The organism is Streptococcus sp. HMSC062D07, assembly GCF_001814215.1.
GTDB classification, from domain to species: domain Bacteria; phylum Bacillota; class Bacilli; order Lactobacillales; family Streptococcaceae; genus Streptococcus; species Streptococcus infantis_I.
This window is the reverse complement of record NZ_KV815317.1, coordinates 15,355-39,186: the sequence shown is the minus strand read 5'-3', so window position 1 is coordinate 39,186 and position 23,832 is coordinate 15,355. Positions and strand designations below refer to the sequence as shown.

Below are 23,832 nucleotides of genomic sequence, written 5' to 3'. Positions count from 1 at the left end.
TACTGTAGTAGTCGTAGGTGCTTCAGTAGTAGTTGTGGTCGTTGTAGTCGTTGTTTCTTCTTTTGGATTCACAATTGTTTTAGTTACTGAATGATCAGCTCCAAAATCGTCAACATTAACTTCTGTATCTGCTACTTTGATGACATAACCTGATGGTGCTTCTGTTTCTGTCAAGATATATTTATCTTTTAATAATGCATTAACAGTAATTTTACCATTTTCATCTGTTTCGTATTCACCGATCACTTGATTGTTGGCTTCACGTACTACTTTAAATTTAGCACCTTTAAGCGGTTGATTCTCATTATCAACTTTTTGGATATTGATTGAGTAAACATAACCTTCACCAACCCCACCAGCGATTTGAACTAAAGCACCATTTGTTACTTCTTTAAGAACTTTTCCTTTGCCTTTTAGAGTTGCATCGTTTTTCAAGAGTTCTTTATCAACAGGATCATAATTTAGACGAACTTTATAAGAAATACGATATTGGTCCGCTTCAGTAATATCTCCTAAGTCAACTACGAAAGATTGTCCATCTTCAGCGAATGTCACTTTATGTTGATCTGTAACATCAACACGGTCAGAGAATTGCCATTCTCCATCTACGAATGCAAATTTACCTTTGATAACTTTAATACTATCTTTTACATAGCTAGCATTTGTAAATTTCAAGTGGTCCTCAATCGTTACACCTTGAATATTCTCTTTTGTACGATTGACTGAAATAGTGTATTGGACCTCTCTTTTGTCACCTTCATTAACCCAACTAGTCTTTGTTAAAAGTTTTGGATCACCATCACCGATACCTTTAAATGTAACCTTACCAGCAGGTTTTGTTTCATTGTTTATCGTAATCTCAATTGGGATTTCTCCTTGTTGAGGGTGTTTTTTGAAATCAACACGTGCATAAAAGAAGAAAGCCCCATTAGTATCAGAGTGTTTTTCAACATAATCTGTATAAGTTAATGTTAATTTTTTGTTAGTAGCATCAACTTTAGCGTGTGCGATGATTTCTTTTGTAATCTTATCAGGAATATCAAAAGTCTGAGAAGTAATCATTAAAGCCTCTGGAACCGTAAGTGTCGTTTGATCCCCAGCCTTAACATTTTTTCCAGCTAAATTAAAATCTGCATTGATACGGAATGTAGCCCATTGCTCTAAATCCCAAGTTAGATCTCCACCTTCATTATTTGATACCTTAACATTTTGGATTGTATCTACGAATTTTCCAGTTACTGAAACCTCAGGAGTTTCAGCAAATGTTTTATTCAAACTAAATACAAAGATAGTTGTCAATAAGCATATCAAAAATGAGAAAATACTAAACTTTTTCTTTTTATTCATCATATACATCCTTCTTATAAATTAAGATAGTTTCTAAATATAATATAAAGTAGCGTCAATCACTAATTGAAAGACGAGTTAGTTATATAGGTTCATTTTATAGACAAACTTTAACTAAGCCTCCTTCTAGTCTAACACTAAAAGTCCCCTATAACGTGAATTATATCACAATAAATTATTTACATCAATGTTTAAGGTGTCAAATTATTATTAAAATGTAAGTTTTTTAAAATATTATATTTTTTATGTTCTTAAGAGATGTAAAGTATAGAAATGCGCTAACATTTCTAGTAATATTGGGAATATTAAATGATGGTATTTAATTTAAATCACGAACTATATTTCTATAATATTTCAGAAATTTAATATATTTTCGTAATACTAGACTGTGAATTTTTGGCTGTAAAGTTTAACCTTTTCCTTCAATTTTCATTCATTTTAAAATGCTTATTTTGTTAAAAGTTATGTTTGTGCTATACTTTTAATTATATAAAAACTATGAATGCAGGATAATAAATAGATGACTTATAAATTTTTACTCTTCGACCTTGATCATACCTTGCTTGATTTTGATACTGCTGAGGATGTGGCTTTAACGCAACTTCTTAAAGAAGAAGGAGTCGAGGATATTCAAGCCTACAAAGATTATTATGTACCTATGAACAAATTACTTTGGAAGGATTTGGAGCTGAAAATGATTACAAAAAAAGAATTGGTCAATACACGTTTTGCAAAATTGTTTGCTCATTTTGGAATTGAAAAAGATGGTACCTACTTAGCAGAGCGTTACCAGTTTTTCCTATCAAAACAGGGACAGACTTTCCCAGGTGTCGAAGATTTATTAAGAAAATTGATAAGTCAGGGCTATGAGCTTTATGCTGCAACAAATGGAATCACCTATATTCAGACAGGGCGTTTGAAGCAATCTGGTATTTCACCATTTTTCAAGGAAATTTTTATATCAGAACAGCTTCATACCCAAAAACCAGATGCTGAATTTTATGAGAAAATTGGAGCCCGAATCCCTAACTTTAATAAAAATCATGCCCTTATGATTGGTGATTCTTTGTCAGCTGATATTCAAGGTGGAAATAATGCTGGCATCGATACCATCTGGTACAATCCTCATCATCTAAAAAATAAGAGCTTAGCCCAGCCAACTTATGAAATCGACTCTTATCAGGCTCTGCTTGATTGCTTGGGGTTCCTTTAAAAATCACAAAATATAAAAAGATTCTAGAAAAGCTGGAGCATGAAGTGCAAGAAATTTTGCTTTTTTTGAAAACGTTTTATTTTTTTGATATAATAAATCATACTAGGATATAATGACAAGAATATTGTGATTGTCATCTACCGTTAAGTTGTATCTGGATATCAAATTGGTAGTACAGTTAATCAAGCAGGTATTGAAAAAGAAGCATCTAAACTAGTCAATAAATTATCTATACATCTGTTTGAACGTCTTAAATTGGTATAAAAAAGCTATATAGGAGCAAATCAGTATGATATTAAAAAGTAATAAAAGAACCATAAACTTCATGTTGATGTTAATAAGTTCTTGTTGCTGCCTTATTTGTCTAAGTGCCTGTCAGTCAAATAAGGTAAATTCGGTAGATGATTATAAAATGGCTATCTGGGATAGCGATAAAATAGCTGTCTTTGATGATTATAATTTAAATGAGTTCAAAGATAATATATCTAGAAAAGAAAAATATATCTATTGGGCAGAAAGTTTTTCGGAAGCAGGATCCTATTCAACTGCAAAAACAAGAGATACCTCAGGTCTAAAAAGATATGTATCTAGAATTAATAAGGAAAATTTAAGTGAAACATTTAAATTAGCAGAGGGAAATGATGCATACGCATCTATAACAGATGGGGATTATTTATATGCAACTGCTGTCTTTACAGATAGAATTGAATTTTATAAATATGATAATAATTTAGAGGTTGTCACTAATGTTACCGTGAAAAATGATGGTCAGCTAAATGCCAGTCAACAGTTTGTTATTGTAGATAATTATTTATACTTACTTGTAACCACATTGGATTTATCTACTCAAATTCCTAATGTAGAAATTTGGAAAATGGATAAAGAGTTTAACATCGTCGAAAAATATAATCTTGACGAAACATCAGCATATATGAGAATGGTTAATGTAGGTGATGTCTTGTATATTGTGGAAGCACTTAGTGGGCGTAATTCTGATGGAGAATATAAGTCAGGAAATAAAGTATTGGTTTTTGATTTAAAAAGTCAGAGCAAGAATTATATCGATATTCCTGATAAATATCCAACTAATATTCACTATGATGCTAAAAATAATCAATTGATTATAGAGAATGAAGGATTGTATAATGGCGAATTTTCCTTTACTACAGTCAACCTAGATAATTTAGAAAAAGATATTATTCATCTGGAAGGCTTTAGTACAGAGCAATATATTGCACCATATTTTACATTTAAAGACAACATCTATTATTTTTTATTTAATGATTCTCTGGTTAAATATGATATTGTTGATAAGAAACAAACAGTTATCAGTTTAGAAAATTATAAGATAAAAGATGCACATTATTTAATTGTTAGATAGTTTATTTATTGGGTGAAAGTCAAATAATAGAAATTTAATCTTTAAGATGTGTTTAAGTATAGTTTTAGTTATCTCTCCTTATCTCTGGCTAAGGGGAGATTTAATCTAGTTTGTTGTCAGCATAGATTTACAAGGTATTTGAAAAGTCCTATAAGGAAAAAATTTGAAAGAGATCATGATAGTTTTTTGAAATAGTTAGCTATCTTTCAAAATGGAGGACTTGCTGTAGTCTTGAATCTTTATAAAATTTATCAACATGTTTATAGATACTGTAAAAAGTGTTTTCCATAGCCACTTTTTGCTATAATAGATGCAGTAAGAAAGAAGGAATAGATAAAGATGTTAAGGGCAGAACTTTCTCTTTATGAACCATTGTATACACTAAAGGAAGTTGATCAAAATATCTGGATAGTAGATGGTGATTTGATCCAAATGGACATGAAGATCTTCAAACTTCCTTTTCAGACACGTATGACGGTGATTAAGTTAAATGATGGCAAACTTTGGATTCATTCTCCTATTGCGCCAAATGAGAAACTTTTTACTGAACTGGACGCTTTGGGCAAAGTAGCTTACCTGATTTCACCAAATAAAATCCACTACGCCTATATTGCAGATTGGAAACAAAGATATCCTCATGCGCAAGCATTGTCTAGTCCAGGAGTAGAAGAGAGAGCGAAAAATCAGAAAGTCAAGGTTGTATTTGATACTCCCTTAACAGATAAGGCTCCTGACTTATGGTCCAATGAGATTGATCAACTCATTTTTAGGGGAAGTTCAGTTATTGAAGAGGTGGTGTTTTTTCATAAATCAACTAAAACACTGATTGTGACAGACCTCATAGAGAATTTTGAACCGGAAAAGATAGCTAGTCCAATCCGCAGAAGATTCTATCGTTTAGCTCGTGTAACATCCCCTGATGGACAAACTCCTATCGATTATCGGATGACTTTCATAGGAAGACAAAGGGAAGCAAAGACTTCCTTTTCCCGTATGTTAAACTGGAAACCTGATAAGATCATACTTGCACATGGTTTATGCTTTTTTAAAAATGGTACGGATGAATTAAGACGTGCTTTTCGATGGATACGGTAAAGGAGAAAAAGCTATGCAACACTCATCTTGGCACGCCTTGATTAAGGAGCAATTACCGGAAGGTTATTTTGGGAAAATTAATCACTTTATGGAGCAAGTTTATACTCATGGAACTGTATATCCACCAAAAGATAAAGTTTTTCAAGCTCTTTTGACAACTCCTCTAGAAGAGGTTAAGGTGGTTATCCTTGGTCAAGATCCTTATCATGGACCAGGTCAGGCTCAAGGTTTGAGTTTTTCTGTTCCAGATAATATCCCAGCACCACCTTCTTTGCAAAATATTTTAAAAGAACTTGCTGATGATATTGGGGTGAAACCGTCACATGACTTGACCTCTTGGGCGGAGCAGGGTGTTTTGCTTCTTAATGCTTGTCTTACAGTTCCGGCAGGACAGGCCAATGGTCATGCTGGTCAGATATGGGAGCCTTTTACAGATGCTGTAATTAAGGTTGTCGATAATTTAGATAGACCAGTAGTATTTGTTTTCTGGGGTGCTTATGCACGCAAGAAAAAATCATTGGTGACCAATCCTAAGCATCTGATTATCGAATCAGCCCACCCGAGTCCCCTTTCTGTTTACAGAGGATTTTGGGGTTCTAAGCCTTTTTCTAAGGCCAATACATTCTTAACGGAGACAGGACAAGAGCCGATTGATTGGCTTAGATAAGGAGAGAATAATATGCCCCAGTTAGCGACGATTTGCTACATTGATAATGGAAAAGAACTGCTCATGCTTCATCGCAATAAAAAGCCTAATGATGTCCATGAAGGAAAATGGATCGGTGTAGGTGGAAAGTTAGAGCGTGGAGAAACTCCACAAGAATGTGCGGCCCGCGAGATTTTAGAAGAAACAGGATTGAAGGCTAAGCCAGTTCTTAAAGGTGTAATCACCTTTCCTGAATTTACACCAGATTTAGACTGGTACACCTATGTGTTTAAAGTAACTGAGTTCGAAGGTGAGTTGATTGACTGTAATGAAGGGACTTTAGAATGGGTTCCTTATGATGAAGTTTTAAGCAAACCGACTTGGGAAGGAGACCACACCTTCGTAGAGTGGCTTTTAGAAGATAAACCATTCTTTTCAGCAAAGTTTGTCTATGATGGTGATAAGTTAATGGATACCCAAGTGGATTTCTACGAATAAAGGAGAAAGTAGATGTTACTAATTAAAAATGGTCGAGTAATGGATCCTAAGTCTGGTTTGGATCAAGTGTGTGATGTCTTGGTTGAAGACGGTAAAATTGTCAAAATTGCACCACAAATTAGTGAAAAAGATGCAGAGGTTATTGATGCAACTGGTCATGTAGTTGCGCCCGGTTTGGTGGATATCCATGTTCATTTCCGTGAACCTGGTCAAACTCATAAAGAAGACATTCATACAGGTGCACTAGCTGCCGCTGCTGGTGGTTTTACGACAGTTGTCATGATGGCTAATACCAATCCAACCATCTCCGATGTTGAGACTTTGCAAGAAGTTCTTCAATCTGCGGCAAAGGAAAAAATTAATGTTAAGTCTGTAGCAACAATTACCAAGAACTTTAATGGCCAAGACTTGACTGACTTTAAGGCGCTTTTAGAAGCTGGAGCCGTTGGTTTTTCAGATGATGGTATTCCTCTTGAAAGCAGTAAAGTGGTCAAGGAAGCTATGGAAGAGGCTAAAAAACTCAACACCTTTATCAGCTTACACGAGGAAGATCCTGGTCTGAATGGTACGCTAGGTTTTAATGAAAATATTGCTAAAGAACACTTCCATATTTGTGGTGCTACAGGGGTTGCAGAGTATGCAATGATTGCACGTGATGTCATGATCGCCTATGCAACAAAAGCCCATGTTCATATCCAACACTTGTCCAAGGAAGAAAGTGTTAAGGTTGTGGAGTTCGCTCAAGGTTTGGGAGCAAACGTAACTGCAGAAGTAGCACCGCAACATTTCTCTAAGACTGAAGCGCTTCTCTTGACTAAGGGAAGTAATGCTAAGATGAATCCACCACTTCGCTTGGAGTCAGACCGCTTGGCAGTTATCGAAGGTTTGAAATCAGGAGTCATTTCTGTAATTGCGACAGATCACGCGCCTCACCATGCTGATGAAAAGAATGTCGAGGATATCACTAAAGCACCATCAGGTATGACAGGACTGGAAACTTCATTGTCACTTGGTTTAACTTACTTAGTCGAAGCTGGTGAGCTAAGCTTGATGGAATTATTAGAAAAAATGACAGTAAACCCAGCAAAATTGTATCATTTTGAAGCAGGTTATTTGGCTGAAAATGGTCCAGCTGATATTACCATTTTCGATGATAAAGCTGACCGAATTGTAGACACACATTTTGCTTCTAAAGCATCTAATTCACCATTTATCGGTGAAACTTTAAAAGGGCAGGTAAAATACACTATTTGTAATGGACAGATTGTTTATAAAAACTAGATGAAATACTGCTCTATAAAATTTAAATTTAGAGAGAGTCTGTATGTATCCAACCCATCATTTTAAAGACAAGTTCATTTTATTTCTTAAGATTTTCTTCCCTATTTTGGTTTATCAATTCGCAAATTATTCGGCTTCCTTTGTCGATACAACCATGACCGGCCAGTATAATACTATTGATTTAGCTGGTGTTTCAATGGCTACTAGCTTGTGGAATCCTTTCTTTACTTTTTTAACAGGTATTGTTTCTGCCTTAGTCCCTATAGTTGGCCATCATTTAGGCCGTGGAAAAAAAGAAGAAGTGGCTTCTGATTTCTATCAGTTTCTTTATCTTTCGCTTGGCTTATCCATTTTTCTATTTGTTTTAGTTTTTCTGGTTGCTCCTCTAGTTCTAAATAATATGGGATTAGAAGCGGCGGTAGTAAATATAGCAGTTCGTTATCTATGGTTTTTAGCAATAGGGATTATTCCTCTCTTACTCTTTAGTGTTATTCGTTCGTTACTGGATGCACTTGGATTGACAAGGTTGTCCATGTATTTGATGCTTTTATTGCTCCCTCTCAATAGTGGCTTTAACTATTTATTGATTTATGGCGCCTTTGGTTTTCCTGAGTTAGGAGGAGCTGGAGCGGGACTTGGGACCTCTATGGCTTATTGGGCCTTGTTGGGTATATCTATACTAGTCCTTCTTAAACAAGAAAAATTAAAAGAACTACATTTAGAAAACCGACTACCTTTAGACAGGAATAAAATAAAAGAAGCGATAAAACTGGGGTTACCTATTGGTGGAACTGTATTTGCAGAAGTTGCTATTTTTTCAGCCGTTGGCTTGATTATGGCGAAGTTTTCATCATTGATAATAGCTAGTCATCAGTCTGCCATGAACTTTTCATCTCTCATGTACGCTTTTCCTATGAGCGTTTCAACAGCAATGGCTATTGTTGTTTCTTACGAAGTTGGTGCTAAACGTCTAGTGGATGCTAAGAAATACATAAAAATCGGACGACTATCAGCTATGGCATTCGCAATTTTAACACTTTCTTTTCTGTATGTTTTTAGAGAAAATGTTGCCAGTCTCTATGGTCATGATCCAGAGTTTATTCAACTAACTGCTAGTTTTATGACCTATAGCTTATTTTTCCAGTTAGCTGATACATTTGCGGCACCATTACAAGGGATTTTACGAGGCTACAAAGATACTGTCATCCCTTTCTACCTTGGTCTCCTTGGATACTGGGGAGTTGCTATACCTCTTGGTTTGTTTCTAGATTATTCAACAAATCTCGATGCTTATTCATATTGGATAGGTCTTATCGTAAGTTTAGTTGTCAGCGGATTACTCTATCAGTGGCGTTTACAAGTTATTATGAAAAGATTCAAATAATTTGTTGAAAATATCCATGGAAATCAGTTTGTGAAATAGCTATTTTACGTAAAGAAAAGTCTTGATTTCATTGACTTTTCTTTTTTTATATTGTGAAAAAATATCAAGCATAATCTTTGACTCTAGTTAACCTATAAGTTAGAATAGAACTATAAGAAATTAAACTTAGAAAGGCAAGATTATGTCAACTTTAGATAAAAATCTTTTGCTTGAGATGTTCCGTAAGATGGAAGAAATTCGTCGTATGGATTTAAAAATTGCTCAATTAGTAAAAAAAGGAAAAGTGCCAGGTATGACGCACTTTTCTGTTGGTGAGGAAGCTGCAAACGTTGGGGCTATGTTAGCTCTAAACGAAGACGACCTCATCACCTCAAACCACCGTGGTCACGGACAAGCCATTGCTAAAGGAATCGACCTTAATGGTATGATGGCTGAAATCCTTGGTAAGTATACTGGAACTTGTAAAGGTAAAGGTGGATCAATGCACATCGCCGACCTAGATGCAGGGAACCTTGGTGCTAACGGTATCGTAGGTGGTGGTATGGGGATTGCAGTAGGTGCAGCCCTTACTCAACAAATGAAAAACACTGGTAAAATCGTTGTCTGCTTCTTTGGTGATGGAGCGACGAATGAAGGTGTATTCCACGAAGCTGTTAATATGGCTTCAATTTGGAATCTTCCAGTAATTTTCTACTGTATCAATAACGGTTATGGAATCTCTGCTGATATTAAGAAAATGACAAATGTCAAGCATATCCATGAGCGTAGTGCTGCTTACGGTATTCCTGGAATGTTTATCGAAGACGGTAATAATGTTATCGATGTCTACGAAGGATTTAAGAAAGCAGTTGACCATGTTCGTTCTGGTAAAGGCCCTGTCTTGATCGAAAGTGTAACTTACCGTTGGCTTGGTCACTCATCATCAGACCCTGGTAAATATCGTACACGTGAAGAAGTCGATGAGTGGAAGGAAAAAGATCCAATCGAAAACCTTCGCAAGTACCTTGTTGAGAATAAAATTGCTAGTGCAGAAGAACTCGAAGAAATTCAAGCGCAAGTCAAGGAAGCGGTGGAAGCATCTGTTAAGTTTGCAGAAGAAAGTCCATTCCCTCCACTAGAATCAGCTTTTGAAGATATTTACGCAGACTAAGGAGAAGTAGAGAAATATGGAAACAAAATTAATGTCTTTCCGCGATACCATTATCCTTGCAATGTCTGAGGAAATGCGTCGCGACGAAAATGTACTCTTGATGGGTGAAGATGTCGGTGTCTTCGGTGGAGACTTTGGTACATCTGTAGGTATGCTTGAAGAATTTGGACCAGAACGTGTTCGTGACTGTCCAATTTCCGAAGCAGCTATTTCTGGAGCAGCTGCTGGTGCTGCTATGACTGGACTTCGCCCAATCGTTGACATGACTTTCATGGACTTTTCTGTTATTGCCATGGATAATATCGTCAACCAAGCAGCTAAAACTCGTTATATGTTTGGTGGTAAAGGTCAAGTGCCTATTACAATCCGCTGTGCTGCTGGTAACGGAGTAGGTTCTGCAGCTCAGCACTCACAATCATTGGAATCTTGGTTCACTCATATCCCAGGATTGAAGGTTGTTGCTCCAGGTACACCTGCTGATATGAAGGGACTTCTTAAGTCTTCTATCCGTGATAACAACCCTGTTATCATTCTTGAATACAAATCAGAATTTAACCAAAAAGGGGAAGTACCAGTAGATCCAGACTATACTATCCCACTTGGTGTCGGAGAAATCAAACGCGAAGGAACTGATGTAACAGTAGTAACATACGGTAAAATGCTTCGTCGTGTAATGCAAGCAGCTGAAGAATTGGCTGAAGAAGGCATCTCAGTAGAAGTAGTAGACCCACGCACCTTGGTTCCACTTGATAAAGACATCATCATTAATTCAGTTAAGAAGACTGGAAAAGTAGTTCTTGTCAACGATGCTCACAAGACGAGTGGATTTATCGGGGAAATCTCAGCTATTATTTCTGAATCAGAAGCATTCGATTATTTAGATGCACCTATTCGCCGTTGTGCAGGTGAGGATGTACCAATGCCTTATGCACAAAATCTTGAAAATGCAATGATTCCAACAGTTGAAAGCATCAAAGATGCAATCCGTAAAACTCACAATAAACAATAATACATAAAATAAATTATGTAAATTAATCAGACGAGAAGCTTTGTATCTATTTGTATCTAATAGATGCAAAGTTCTCTACGTCCTTGATATCTTAGATTAGAGCACGGGCTAAAAGCTCGGAAAAAAGATAAATCTTCTTGACTTCGTCGAGGTCTATGTTGATTTCCTATTTTTCGGTCACTTTTTAACGCCCTTTGCATCATGTAATTGAATTCGGACGGAGGTCTGTGAAAAAAAGATAGATTTCCTTGTGTTCATCGAACACATCGTCAATCTCCTATTTTTTCATTGCCCTCTTCGTCCTTAATATCTTAGTATAGAATAGGAGAGGTCATGGCTGATGATAAGCTAAGAGCGACTCCTGCAGCTAGAAAATTAGCGGATGATTTAGGAATTAATCTCTACGATATTTCTGGCTCAGGCGCAAACGGTCGTGTCCACAAAGAAGACGTGGAAACATTTAAAGACACTAATGTGGTTCGCATTTCACCACTTGCAAAACGAATTGCCCTTGAACATAACATTGCATGGCAGGAAATCCAAGGAACTGGTCATCGTGGCAAGATTATGAAGAAGGATGTTTTAGCTTTCCTTCCGGAAAATATTGAAAACGATACGATTAAATCACCTTCTCAAATCGAGAAAGTGGAAGAAGTTCCAGATAACGTAACTCCTTATGGAGAAATCGAGCGTATTCCAATGACACCGATGCGTAAGGTTATTGCTCAACGTATGGTTGAGTCATATTTGACTGCCCCAACCTTCACGCTTAACTATGATGTTGATATGTCTGAAATGCTTGCACTTCGTAAGAAAGTCCTTGATCCAATCATGGAAGCAACTGGTAAGAAAATTACTGTTACAGACTTGCTTTCACTTGCGGTTGTTAAGACGCTTATGAAACACCCGTACATTAACGCTTCATTAACTGAAGATGGTAAGACAATTATCACTCACAACTATGTCAACCTTGCGATGGCAGTTGGAATGGATAATGGTTTGATGACGCCAGTTGTTTATAATGCTGAAAAAATGAGCTTGTCTGAGTTGGTAGTTGCCTTCAAAGATGTTATCGGACGTACTTTGGATGGTAAACTAGCTCCTAGCGAGTTGCAAAATTCAACCTTCACCATCAGTAACTTGGGAATGTTTGGCGTTCAATCATTCGGTCCGATCATTAACCAACCGAACTCAGCAATCCTTGGGGTTAGCTCAACAATTGAGAAACCAGTTGTTGTTAATGGTGAAATCGTGATTCGTCCAATTATGAGTCTTGGTTTAACAATTGACCACCGTGTCGTAGATGGTATGGCTGGTGCTAAGTTTATGAAAGACTTGAAAGCTTTAATTGAAAACCCAATCTCAATGTTGGTTTAGAGAATTTATTTTTAGAAATATAGATAAAGGAAGTAAGATATGGCCTTAGAAGTAATTATGCCAAAAGCCGGCGTGGATATGACAGAAGGACAAATCGTCCAATGGAATAAAAAAGTCGGAGAATTTGTAAAAGAAGGAGAAATCCTTTTGGAAATCATGACTGACAAAGTCAGCATGGAATTGGAAGCAGAAGAAGACGGTTACTTGATCGCTATCCTGAAAGGGGACGGCGAGACAGTCCCTGTTACAGAAGTTATCGGTTATCTTGGTGAAGAAGGGGAAAATATCCCAACAGCTGGAGCAGCTGCACCAGAAGCTAGCCCAGCACCTGCAGTAAGTGCTTCGAACGATGATGGTAAGAGCGATGATGCTTATGATATCGTTGTTATTGGTGGTGGACCTGCTGGTTATGTTTCTGCCATTAAAGCAGCTCAACTAGGTGGTAAGGTTGCTCTTGTTGAGAAATCTGAACTTGGTGGAACTTGTTTGAACCGTGGATGTATCCCAACTAAGACTTACCTTCACAATGCTGAAATCATTGAAAATATCGGTCATGCAGCAAATCGTGGTATCGTAATTGAAAACCCTAACTTTACAGTTGATATGGAAAAACTTTTAGAAACTAAATCTAAAGTTGTTAATACTCTTGTTGGTGGTGTTGCAGGACTCCTTCGTAGTTATGGAGTTGATGTTCATAAGGGTATCGGTACTATTACTAAAGATAAGAATGTCTTGGTAAATGGTTCTGAATTGCTTGAAACTAAGAAGATCATCCTTGCTGGTGGTTCAAAAGTAAGTAAAATCAATGTTCCTGGTATGGAATCATCTCTTGTAATGACTAGTGATGACATCCTTGAAATGAATGAAGTACCAGAAAGCCTCGTGATCATTGGTGGTGGGGTTGTCGGTATCGAGCTTGGTCAAGCCTTCATGACATTCGGTTCAAAAGTAACTGTTATTGAAATGATGGACCGTATTGTTCCAGCAATGGATGCTGAAGTATCTAAGAACCTTCGCCTGATTCTTGAGCGTAAAGGTATGACTATTTTAACAGGTACTAAACTTCAAGAAATCATTGAAGAAGATGGCAAACTCCGTATCAAAGTTGAAGGAAAAGATGATATCATCGCAAATAAAGCCCTTCTTTCAATCGGTCGTGTTCCAGATCTTGAAGGAATCGGAGAAGTTGAGTTTGAGTTAGACCGTGGTCGTATCAAGGTTAACGAGTACATGGAAACTTCTGTTCCTGGTATTTATGCACCAGGTGATATCAACGGTACTAAAATGTTGGCTCACGCTGCCTTCCGTATGGGTGAAGTAGCTGCTGAAAATGCCCTTAAAGGAAACCACGCTGTTGCCAAATTGAACTTGACTCCTGCAGCTATCTATACACTTCCAGAAGTAGCAGCAGTTGGTTTGACTGAAGAACAAGCTCGTGAGAAATATGATGTCCAAATCGGTAAATTCAACTTTGCCGCAAACGGACGTGCCATTGCATCAGATGCTGCTCAAGGATTTGTTAAAGTCATTGCAGACAAGAAATATGGTGAAATCATTGGTGTTCATATCATTGGTCCTGCTGCTGCAGAGTTGATTAATGAAGCGTCAAGTATCATCGAAATGGAAATCACTGTTGAAGAAATGCTTAAGACAATCCACGGACACCCAACATACTCTGAAGTTATGTACGAAGCATTTGCTGATGTTCTTGGAATGGCTATCCATTCACCTAAGAAAAAATAAAAATAGATAGACTAGACTGGAATTATTTTCCAGTCTCTATCGTATTAGAAGGTATCTTATGAAATACATTATCAATCATTCAAACGACACTGCCTTTAATATTGCTTTAGAGGAGTACGCTTTTAAGCATCTTCTTGATGAAGATCAAATCTTCCTTCTTTGGATTAACAAACCATCTATTATTGTAGGACGTCACCAAAATACCATCGAGGAAATTAACCGTGACTATGTACGAGATAATGGTATTGAAGTAGTCCGTCGGATCAGTGGTGGCGGAGCTGTTTACCATGATTTGAACAACCTAAACTATACAATCATTTCAAAAGAAGATGAAAACAAGGCCTTTGACTTCAAGAGCTTCTCTACTCCAGTTATCAATACCTTGGCTGAACTTGGTGTTAAAGCTGAATTTACAGGCCGTAACGACTTAGAAATCGACGGTAAGAAATTCTGTGGAAATGCACAAGCCTATATCAATGGCCGTATCATGCACCATGGTTGTCTTCTCTTTGACGTGGATTTGTCAGTCCTAGCTAACGCACTTAAAGTGTCTAAAGATAAGTTTGAATCAAAAGGGGTTAAATCAGTCCGTGCTCGAGTAACTAATATTATCGATGAGTTGCCAGAAAAGATCACTGTTGAAGAATTCCGTGATTTACTCTTGGAATACATGAAAAAAGAATACCCAGAAATGACTGAGTATGTATTCTCAGATGAAGAATTGGCTGAAATCAATCGTATCAAAGATACTAAGTTTGGAACTTGGGACTGGAACTATGGGAAATCACCTGAATACAATGTCCGTCGTGGAACTAAATTCCCAAGCGGTAAGGTTGAAATCTTTGCTAATGTTATTGAGTCAAAAATTCAAGATATCAAGATTTACGGGGACTTTTTCGGTATCGAAGACGTTGCAGCAGTAGAAGATGTTCTTCGTGGTGTCAAATACGAACGTGAAGATGTTCTTAAAGCACTTCAAACTATTGACTTAGGCCGTTACTTCGCAGGAATCACTGCAGAAGAAATTGCTGAGGCTGTGGTGGAATAAAGTAAAAGATATCCATTTAATATGGATATCTTTTATCTTAAACTTGATATTCAAAAATAATGAGAGTAGAATAAAGAGGAAATCTGAACAAAAAAGGGGGTCATATTCGATGATGAAAATTCCAGTTGAAAATCTTGGTCTATTTGAACAGTTAGATCGTATAGTAGTGGCTTTTTTTAGCAAGCAACAACCTTCAAGTCCATATGATTTGAATATCAGTATTACACAAGAACACCTTGACCAGAAAAAGCAAGAGCTAGAACCATTAGGCTATCAAGCTGTCCAACTACCATTAGGAATGGCTTTAGATAATGTCATCCAGCAACCTCATTATAAAAGCTTAATCATTGGTGGACTTTCTCCCGACGAAATTATAGTCAGCAAAGAAGAATTAATGCCTTTGAAAGATATTGTGGACAGTTTTTGTATTATGTACGCTGTAGCGAATAACAGACTGGAAAATAGCAAGGCTTATGAATTAATGAAAGATAAGACGGTTTATTTTATTGGTAAACTATTTACAGATATTCCAAAAGCCGGTAATGAAATTGCTTATTTAGGAATTGATCGAATAGCGGGCGATGGTACACCATATGAAGCAGTTAAATGCTTTCTAACGGAAGAGAGCGCAGAGAAGTTCAATGGTGAAAAAAGACCTGTCACCCCTGCAAACTTGGCCTATCTAAAATCATTCTGGGGAAAACCAGTTATTATTGAGCCACACCGTAATTATTGGATCGAATTTTTATAGAAATAATAAAAGAGCGTAAGATTCCATAAAAAATCCTACGCTCTTTTTCTAACTCTAATGTATTACATAATTTATATTATGAGTATTATAAACTATCCAAGGCGTTTTTCTGTTCGTCATTAACGATATGCGTATACAAGTCGGTAACTTGTGTGCTAGCATGTCCTAGTTGATGACTTACCAAAACCTGTGATTTGGTTGCATCATAGAGACGGGTTGCAAGAGTATGGCGCAGTTTGTGGGGGGTTACGCGGACTTTAAAGTCTTCAGAATACTTAGCCACCATCTTTTCAACACTAGAAGCATCAATCCGGTTTGGAACACCTCGATACAAGGTTAAGAAGAGGGCAGTATCGGTCTTCTCTGTCTTATAACGTTTGTCTCGAATAGCAAGATATTGCTCTAAATAAGGCTTAGCAAAGGCAGCAACATTGACTGAGTCGCGCTTTCCACCCTTACGAGTAACATCAATCACCATCATTTTGAGGTTGAGATCTCGAAGATCAAGGTTAACTGCTTCAGAGAGACGGACACCAGAGGCGAGAAGGAGTGCGATAATCGCTAAATCTCGTTCTTTGTTCTTATTAAAGGAGGATAAGGCACGATTTGAGAGTGTTTGAGGGTACTCCTCATCTATATAATTCAAAAATCCCTCTGTTTCATCCCCTAAAAAGAGCTTTTGCTTGATATTTTCAGCTCGCGCAGCCAAGGTTTCTTTCTTTTTCTTGGTAGCAACCTTCTTCATGACATTGCGATAGAAATAAGGTTCACCTTGTTCATTTTCAACCTCCTCAGTCAAATACTTATACAGACTAGAAAGTGCCGAAAGGGTACGGTTAATGGTTGTTTGAGAAACCCCATTTTTCGTCGTATTGGCATTAAGCAGAGGACGTTCACGCAAGTAAAGAATGAAGGATTCCATGTCTTTCTTGGTCATGTGCTCCAGAACGTCTAAGGGAATATTAGGCATGGTGTCAGCATCTGATATACCAGATTCCAAGACCCAGGTGAAAAATCGATCGTATTCCTTTAAGTATTCGTACAAGGTCGTAAAACTGTATGGAACAGCCAGTTTCGATTGATAGTATTCTAGAACATACCAGGGCATGACTTGTTTGAGTTTATCAATCCGTTCTAATAAGATCTCGCGTTTCATATTTTTCTCCAAATCTTTCTATACTAGTAGTATAGCATAGCTAGATATATTTTTCAAGAAAATTATAGTTTTTCTGAAAGATGTTATAGAGGAGAGTTAGGAATGTTCAAATAACTTCTAAAGTCCAAAATAACCAAAAAATTTTTTTAAGCCAATTACACTCAATTATGTACTTTATTTAAGTGAACACTGGAAATTTTTAAAGGCGTTCATCTTCTGTAAAATGTACTTTATTTAAGTGAAAACTAAAAATTTTCAAATGTACATTTTGGTAATAAAAAACACTCCAATATCAATTTAATGATCTTTAGAGATGTTTTTAGCTTGTTTGATTTTAATATTCTATTACATCTTTAATCTAACAAAATGTTCCTGTTTTCTTCTCAAGCCTTTACAAATTGGGCAGCTTATTAATGAGCGCTTTTCATACTTAATTTTTTCATTAATTTTAAGTTTATATCGATGATTTGAGTTTTCTTTACAAATCCACCATACAGTTTGTTGATATTTTTCATTGATTTCAGTTGGATCTCCTAAAAGAATATTATTAAGATAGTCCCATTCGTTCATTAAATGTTTATGAGTTGTTTCTAAGTCGTTAAATCCTTTTAATACCTTATTATTTTGACAATATGGGCAAGATTCTTTCATCAGAATTTTTTTCTTAACAGTTTGTTGATATTCTCCTTTACATACATTGCATCTCCACCACGCTCTATAAGTCGAATTACACATAATTGAGCATGATTCTCTATCATTTAAAGCTGACCATTCCTTAATCAACCAAGGGTGTGTGGTCGCTAGATCGTTAAATCCTTTTAATACTTTTTGATTTCTACAGTATGGACAAGAATTTTCTCTGTAAAATTTTTCTTTAATAACTTGCTGATATTCTCCAGTACATACAGGGCATTTCCACCATGCATTATATGTTGAATTTGCCCTTACTGAAGACATTTCTTGTTTATTTAATGATGACCATTCTTTAATTAACCAAGGATGTGTTGTTTCAAGATCATTATAACCTTTTGCAGTCTTCTTAAAAGAACAATATGGACAACATTGGTCGTTTTTGTGGCGTTCAGAAATTTTTGCTTTAAAACTTCTGTGACATTTTCGACAAATCCAATTGGTTAAGGCATTTGAATCATAAAAGAAAGTATCAATATCACCATTCAGTTCTTTTACCCATTCATTGTTTAAGTACGGTTTAACATAGCTTAGTGTTTCATTTGGTTTAGGAATTTTTTTATTACAGTAAGGACATATAGAGTTGAGACTATTAGAATTATTGTTTGTAAACACACCTAGAACAATCCCTAATCTCTCCTGAAATTCTAAATCACAACAATCACAAATCCAATTAAATATTTTATTCTCGGTTTCTGACGATTTCGTCACCTCATCAGGTTTTTCTACATTCTTGCTACTCCAAAGGTCACACAACTCAGGATAAGTATCTGCAATTGTATTATAACCTTTTAATGCTTGTTCATCATTACAATATGGACAGCTATCTATTACTTCTTTTCTTATTGGAATTGAACAAAGGTATTCACCTTGACAAACAGAACACTTCCACCAATATTTTTTTGTTTCAATGTGGCTCAATGCTAAATGAACAGGCAATCCATTTTTATCGCTCCATTCTTCCTGTAATTTTGGGAAATTATAGAGTATATCATTGTTAAAAACAAGTGTATCCCAATCACAACGATTAGGACAAGTTTGAAAATTACTATTCTCTAAGTCGGTTCTTGAAATCATTTCAATTGGACTACAATAAAAACTGACTTTGCAGCAAGGGCATTTCCAATTTATGCATTTAGAAGACTTATACCAGTATTCAGAAATAGGTTTATCATTACTTTTATCCCAAAATTTCTCTAAATAAGGATGAGTTTCTTGTAAAGTATTATATCCTTTTAACATCAATTTATTATCACAATAAGGGCAGCCTTCAAGATGCCTTTTGACAACACTACATTCATATTGACCATGACATTTAAAACACTGCCATCTTACTAAGATGTCGGATAAACTATCAATCATATTACTTTTTACATGAGTTGGAATAAATTGCTTAAAAAGATTTCTATCTGTATGTAATAGGGGGTTGGCTTTCACTTTAAATGGGGTATCGAATGTAGCTTTACAGTTAGTACAATAGAAACTATATCTTTTGATTCTTGAAATTAGCTGATCAATAGACAACTTAAAGATATGGTCACATTTGTCGCATTTCCAATTTCTAGGGATTGTAACATTGTCACTTAACTTCAAATCATTAAACTCTACATCGTTTTGCTCCCCTGGAAGATAAATTTTCCGAAGATTAGGGTATGCTTTAGTGTAAGGTACAAAATGTGTACTTTCATTACATCCGACATGAACAAGCTCTTGATTATGTTTATTGATTAATTTAGAAGTGTTTGCTACATCTTTCCAACCAACATGACAGGTAGGACATTTGAAGTGAAATAATCTCTTTGAAGAAAAAGATAAATTATCAATCTCTTCCTGAATGGTTTCTATATTTTCATAATGAAAGTTTATGTACCTTAGAAAGTTAGGGATCCTTGCAGATATAGAGTTTTTCCCTTTTATGAACACTTTTCCAAGCTCACATACAGGACAGATTTTTGAATGATTTTGAATATTTTTATAAGATTTTGATGTACTTGCTTTCCATTCATAAGAACAGGTAGGACATTTCCAGTTAATGTGTTTTTTACTGGTAATTGTTATTTTTTCTACATCTATTTTGATATTCTTGTCAAAGTCCCAATAGTTCAATAAGGCTGGAAAATCAGTGATTAAGTCTGACATTTTCTCCTCCTAATACTTAGTCTTGTTATCCAGTAAGTCTTTAATTTCCAAAATCTTACTTTTGCTTGTTTGCTCTTCAGTATGAGTATGCTTTTCAAAAGATATTTTCGAGTCTGAGGTGATAATATTTTCACTTAGATACTTCTTAGTTACAAGTTGCTGATCAGATTTTAACAAGCCTTCTTCTTTTAATAATTCATTTGCAATTTCAGGATATAAACTTGTTTTAAGAAGATTTCTTAATTTTTTATTTTCCTCTGCCAACTCTTTATTAGTTCTCACTTGCTCATCAAATACGTATTTGCTTTCTTTTAGTTGCGCTAGTTCACTTTTTAATTCCTCCATTCTCTTTTTAAGACTTTCAACTTCATTCTTATAGGCTATTGCCGCATCAACAATTCTTTTATAATGGCCATTAAGCTCAACCAATGCTGTTTTGATTGCTTTTGGGGTTCTATTGGTCATTAAGAAACGTTCCACATCTAGAGTTTTATATGTTATAACTGTCTGATAGGTATCGTCCTCAAATAGTTCCAATTTATCATTAAGGGCTTGTCTAAACTCTTTGTTTCTTCTAATCGTTGTGTCTGCAACTTGAGGAAATCCGTTGTTTCTAAGGTAATTTCCAAACTGTGGAATTTTGAATAGTCTAGGATTATTTGAACAATGTTCCAGCAAATAATGTTCAAATAATAATAGCAATTCTTGATTATCAATATACTTTTTTCTCGCCATTTGAGAACTCCTGTAAGGATAATTGTTTTTCAGTTAGATATTCTTGATAAGAATGACTAACGGTTTTAAGTTTTAATAACGCCTCACCAATATCTTCTAAATTTCCCTTTCCTTGTCGAACTCTTTTTATTGCCTCATCTACAATTAAAGCTTCCTCATCAATTGATTTCTTAAATGTTTTATCCATAGAGAAATAATCTTTCCCAGCTTTTCTATAAAAGGGACAGCTAGTGCAAGCGCCTAATTCTGCATGAGAACTAATAACTTTTAGACAATCTGAATAATCGCCTTTAGTAAAGCGTGGTGAATAACATCTGCCTTTATTATCTAGAGAAACGTAGTCTTTGTTAACGGTGTATTTGTGCTGAGTTTTGCTGATAGCATAAGATGTTTGGGAGTTCGTTAATTTGCGATAAAGCTGATAGCTCCTACATTCAATAAACTGACTTAGATTTGAAAAATAATGTGAGGACGTTGTGACACTATCATGTCCAGCTAAGAGCATTGCTGTTACAGGACTAGCCCCTTCTGCTATCAGATTGATCATTGAAATGTGTCTAGTATCTCCAATATGAATAAAATTAATCTCATGTTCATCCAATTTATCTGGGAAGTTGATATGATGGACAAAATATCCATACTGTTGAGATACAATCTCATTAAAGAAATATTTTAAAATGGTATTTAAGTTACTATAAGTCAAAAAACGATTTTTAGTACCTGTAACACGTTTCCATTTACGATAATGTGAGTCTGTCACAAAAAGGGTATCTAACTGTGTAGATGATAAATCTTTGGTTAGTTCTAGATAATTTATAATCTCACTCGCAAGCTTAAATGGTACTTCGTAAGTCGTTAAATAATAATCCTCTGAAATTTTATGGGATACTCCCTTGTCTTTTCCTTTTAAGTTATTTCGTCTGAGAGTTAAGTAATACTTTCCGTCTTTTTCTGTAAGACAATTTCTTTGAGTAAGTAAAAATTCCCTTGGTCTAAGTGGTACTACTGCTGTTATTTGCCACCATAAGTAAAGAGGGTAGTAAAACAATCTTTCTTCATCTGATAATGGTTTAACCCAATAGTCGTTTAAAATATCATTAAATAGAAAATAGGATTGAAATTGAGCTAACTTTCGTTGTTTTTTAGTGTTCAGTTGATAACTAACAGTTATTAGAATATTCATTAGTTGTAACCCATTTATTCTCTTCAAAATTGGTGGTTAATATAATCCCTTTTTCAACATAATCTTGAAAACATTCTTTTGCGCTTTCAATCATATTATCATCAAACAGGATAATTTCATTTACTTTACGAAATAATTTTGATTGATTATTCAACTGACTAACTCCTTAATAATATCCTCATAATCAGACAATACAGCTTCACCATATTGTTCTGATAAAGCTCCTAACATTTCTGTAAGGCATGGTTTAATCTGTTTTTCTAAAATTGCTCTAACTTTACCTCTCTCAAGGTCATTTGTTAGTTTAGAGTATTGCTTGTTAAGCCGATTAAACTCACCGATTAACAAAAGCAAAGTAGATTTTGTCTGCAATTCATACTGGCAACCTACACAATGTTGACGGTCATCATAGGGGCATAGTTTCCCTAACGCAGATAAGAGACACATACTTTCTCCCTGCTTAGAGAAAGCCTCTCCGTTGCCAATTCGATGACAGATTGTCAGTAATTGTTCAGGTTCAACGTTGTTTTCAACTAGAGTTTTTAAAGCTTGTTGAGAACGCAAATCAGCCCTAATGCTCAATTCTAACGTTTTCTCAATTTCTACTGGTGTTAGATCTAAACTTTTAATCATTTGAGTTTGTTGGCTTGGACTTAATTCTTTATACTTTCCTCTAGTTACAATGGTCAAGAGCATAGACGGAATCATGGATAATACGCCTCGCTCAAATAGTTCTTTTGCAACCATTTCAGGTTTTAGTTGTCCAAGTTGGGCATCTTTTAGATACGTTGTTGTAGTTTGCGCAAATTCATTAAAATTACCTTTATGGCTACGAGCTAATGCTGCTAAAAAATAACCTTTAATATTCAGTTCTGACTTTTCTTCAAGAACGTCATCTGCTAACATTGCGACAGATTGTAAGTAAGACTTGTTTGCAGAACGACTACTAAAGTTACGCTCTAAAAATAAATTTCCGATTTCCTCCCCCATATAACTAGTAATCTTTTCATAAGTTTTAATTCGTCTGATTAATGGGTTTTCTGCATTGTATGGTATTTGAAGTTGAAAATGTGCTTCACAGATAGCCAATAACGTTCCAATAAGAACCTGACAACTTTCTGGGACGTGAAACTTTAGCTGAGTAACGTTAGAAGCGTTTTTTGTTTTATTAGGTGTTAAGTTTAAATAAGTCAATCTTGTTGTAATACTTAGTAAAGTCCTTCTAGCTTCACTACTACTCCAAGTTCCATCTACTACTGCTTCTAAAACTTCTAATGGTTCTCTTGTTAATTTAGGATGTCCTAATCTTTCCAAGTCTGTTGATCTTAGTGCGCAAATAAAATGTAACCCTAGATACAACCATGTATCTGCATAGTTTTTTGAATTTGCTGCTTTACAAAACATATCATTTTTTATGATGTAGTCCTCGTTGAATAGGTAGTACATTAATTCAAGGTATTCATCTAATTCATACGCTCCATTTGCACTCTCAATCGTGTAACGCTTCGTCATTTCAAAACTCACTCGATAACGAGTAACACCTTTATTGAGTAGCCATTTAATAAATTGAATGAGATTATCACCTAGATATTTTGTGAGAACTTTTGTTGCTACTTCTACTAAGGTCTCCACTTCAGCATCACTATATAGAAACAAATCTTTTGTTAAGTAGTATGCTAAAAAATCAAGTAGATAGAAACGATTTGTTTCACTCAGTTTTTCTTCTTCAGCAAATTGAACGAATAATTCATTTGTAGAAGGGAATTTTTTTGAAAAGATTCCTTCCATACTCTTAATTCCAGGAGGTGTTGTTAGATAGTCTTTGATGTGATTTTTAAGAACTTCAGCATCTTTTTCCGTAATAGTATAATCATCAAGATTTATAGACACACCAAACCAATCATTGTCTAGAAAAAATCCACTGACTTTCTCACGGTGTTTTATTGTAGCATCACCTAACTCGACTAATATTCTTTCAAGATAACTTTTTAAATCTACTACCAACA

The 23,832-nt window shown here is 35.5% G+C and carries 20 protein-coding genes; 13 read left to right on the top strand and 7 right to left on the bottom strand.

The window, feature by feature from the left end:
- On the bottom strand, nt 1-1,347 hold a 1,347-nt coding region (locus HMPREF2957_RS00185; RefSeq protein WP_070676952.1), incomplete at its 3' end, for an Ig-like domain-containing protein.
- 520 nt (nt 1,348-1,867) lie between these two features.
- Between HMPREF2957_RS00185 and HMPREF2957_RS00180 the strand changes: the two genes are divergently transcribed.
- From HMPREF2957_RS00180 to HMPREF2957_RS00120, 13 genes are all read left to right on the top strand, one after another.
- The gene (locus HMPREF2957_RS00180) at nt 1,868-2,560 is read left to right on the top strand and encodes a pyrimidine 5'-nucleotidase PynA (RefSeq protein WP_004253696.1); all 693 of its coding nucleotides are present in this window, start codon (nt 1,868-1,870) and stop codon (nt 2,558-2,560) included.
- A 412-nt stretch (nt 2,561-2,972) separates the two neighbouring features.
- The gene (locus HMPREF2957_RS00175; protein WP_083312323.1) at nt 2,973-3,941 is read left to right on the top strand and encodes a hypothetical protein; all 969 of its coding nucleotides are present in this window, start codon (nt 2,973-2,975) and stop codon (nt 3,939-3,941) included.
- Between the two features lie 339 nt (nt 3,942-4,280).
- Nucleotides 4,281-5,036 (top strand): DUF4336 domain-containing protein, encoded by a 756-nt coding sequence (locus tag HMPREF2957_RS00170; RefSeq protein ID WP_004253701.1) that lies wholly within the window; start codon nt 4,281-4,283, stop codon nt 5,034-5,036.
- A gap of 13 nt (nt 5,037-5,049) precedes the next feature.
- A complete protein-coding gene (locus HMPREF2957_RS00165; protein ID WP_004253704.1) occupies nt 5,050-5,703 on the top strand; it encodes a uracil-DNA glycosylase in 654 nt (217 codons plus the stop codon).
- Nucleotides 5,704-5,715: 12 nt separating this feature from the next.
- Nucleotides 5,716-6,180 carry an NUDIX hydrolase gene (locus HMPREF2957_RS00160; RefSeq protein WP_070676950.1) on the top strand — a complete coding sequence of 155 codons (465 nt, stop codon included), beginning with the start codon at nt 5,716-5,718 and terminating at the stop codon, nt 6,178-6,180.
- 12 nt (nt 6,181-6,192) lie between these two features.
- Complete coding sequence (locus HMPREF2957_RS00155) at nt 6,193-7,461, top strand: dihydroorotase (protein WP_070676949.1); 1,269 nt, start codon at nt 6,193-6,195, stop codon at nt 7,459-7,461.
- Nucleotides 7,462-7,504: 43 nt separating this feature from the next.
- On the top strand, nt 7,505-8,845 hold the full coding sequence (locus HMPREF2957_RS00150) for an MATE family efflux transporter (RefSeq protein WP_070676948.1): 1,341 nt from the start codon (nt 7,505-7,507) through the stop codon (nt 8,843-8,845).
- A 181-nt stretch (nt 8,846-9,026) separates the two neighbouring features.
- Nucleotides 9,027-9,995, top strand: a complete 969-nt coding sequence (locus tag HMPREF2957_RS00145; protein WP_036757432.1) for a thiamine pyrophosphate-dependent dehydrogenase E1 component subunit alpha — start codon at nt 9,027-9,029, stop codon at nt 9,993-9,995.
- A 16-nt stretch (nt 9,996-10,011) separates the two neighbouring features.
- Entirely contained in the window at nt 10,012-11,004 is a 993-nt protein-coding gene (locus HMPREF2957_RS00140; protein WP_006152177.1) for an alpha-ketoacid dehydrogenase subunit beta, read from the top strand.
- Nucleotides 11,005-11,337: 333 nt separating this feature from the next.
- The gene (locus HMPREF2957_RS00135; RefSeq protein WP_004253723.1) at nt 11,338-12,381 is read left to right on the top strand and encodes a dihydrolipoamide acetyltransferase; all 1,044 of its coding nucleotides are present in this window, start codon (nt 11,338-11,340) and stop codon (nt 12,379-12,381) included.
- 39 nt (nt 12,382-12,420) lie between these two features.
- On the top strand, nt 12,421-14,124 hold the full coding sequence (lpdA, locus tag HMPREF2957_RS00130) for a dihydrolipoyl dehydrogenase (RefSeq protein ID WP_070676947.1): 1,704 nt from the start codon (nt 12,421-12,423) through the stop codon (nt 14,122-14,124).
- Nucleotides 14,125-14,182: 58 nt separating this feature from the next.
- Nucleotides 14,183-15,172, top strand: a complete 990-nt coding sequence (locus HMPREF2957_RS00125) for a lipoate--protein ligase (protein ID WP_070676946.1) — start codon at nt 14,183-14,185, stop codon at nt 15,170-15,172.
- A 109-nt stretch (nt 15,173-15,281) separates the two neighbouring features.
- Nucleotides 15,282-15,923 (top strand): hypothetical protein, encoded by a 642-nt coding sequence (locus HMPREF2957_RS00120; RefSeq protein WP_070676945.1) that lies wholly within the window; start codon nt 15,282-15,284, stop codon nt 15,921-15,923.
- 85 nt (nt 15,924-16,008) lie between these two features.
- On the opposite strand, the gene xerS is transcribed toward HMPREF2957_RS00120, so the two are convergent.
- The 6 genes from xerS to HMPREF2957_RS00095 form a co-directional block, all read right to left on the bottom strand.
- Nucleotides 16,009-17,079, bottom strand: a complete 1,071-nt coding sequence (gene xerS, locus HMPREF2957_RS00115) for a tyrosine recombinase XerS (protein ID WP_070676944.1) — start codon at nt 17,077-17,079, stop codon at nt 16,009-16,011.
- Between the two features lie 345 nt (nt 17,080-17,424).
- Nucleotides 17,425-19,908, bottom strand: a complete 2,484-nt coding sequence (locus HMPREF2957_RS00110) for a zinc-ribbon domain-containing protein (RefSeq protein ID WP_070676943.1) — start codon at nt 19,906-19,908, stop codon at nt 17,425-17,427.
- A 9-nt stretch (nt 19,909-19,917) separates the two neighbouring features.
- Entirely contained in the window at nt 19,918-20,643 is a 726-nt protein-coding gene (locus HMPREF2957_RS00105; RefSeq protein WP_000101512.1) for an MreC domain-containing protein, read from the bottom strand.
- The gene (locus HMPREF2957_RS00100) at nt 20,621-21,826 is read right to left on the bottom strand and encodes a hypothetical protein (RefSeq protein WP_261674137.1); all 1,206 of its coding nucleotides are present in this window, start codon (nt 21,824-21,826) and stop codon (nt 20,621-20,623) included. The genes HMPREF2957_RS00105 and HMPREF2957_RS00100 overlap by 23 nt, the downstream gene beginning before the upstream one ends.
- Nucleotides 21,804-21,980, bottom strand: a complete 177-nt coding sequence (locus HMPREF2957_RS09335; protein ID WP_261674136.1) for a hypothetical protein — start codon at nt 21,978-21,980, stop codon at nt 21,804-21,806. The genes HMPREF2957_RS00100 and HMPREF2957_RS09335 overlap by 23 nt, the downstream gene beginning before the upstream one ends.
- Nucleotides 21,977-23,830, bottom strand: a complete 1,854-nt coding sequence (locus tag HMPREF2957_RS00095; RefSeq protein WP_070676942.1) for a hypothetical protein — start codon at nt 23,828-23,830, stop codon at nt 21,977-21,979. The genes HMPREF2957_RS09335 and HMPREF2957_RS00095 overlap by 4 nt, the downstream gene beginning before the upstream one ends.
- Between the last annotated feature and the right edge of the window lie 2 nt (nt 23,831-23,832).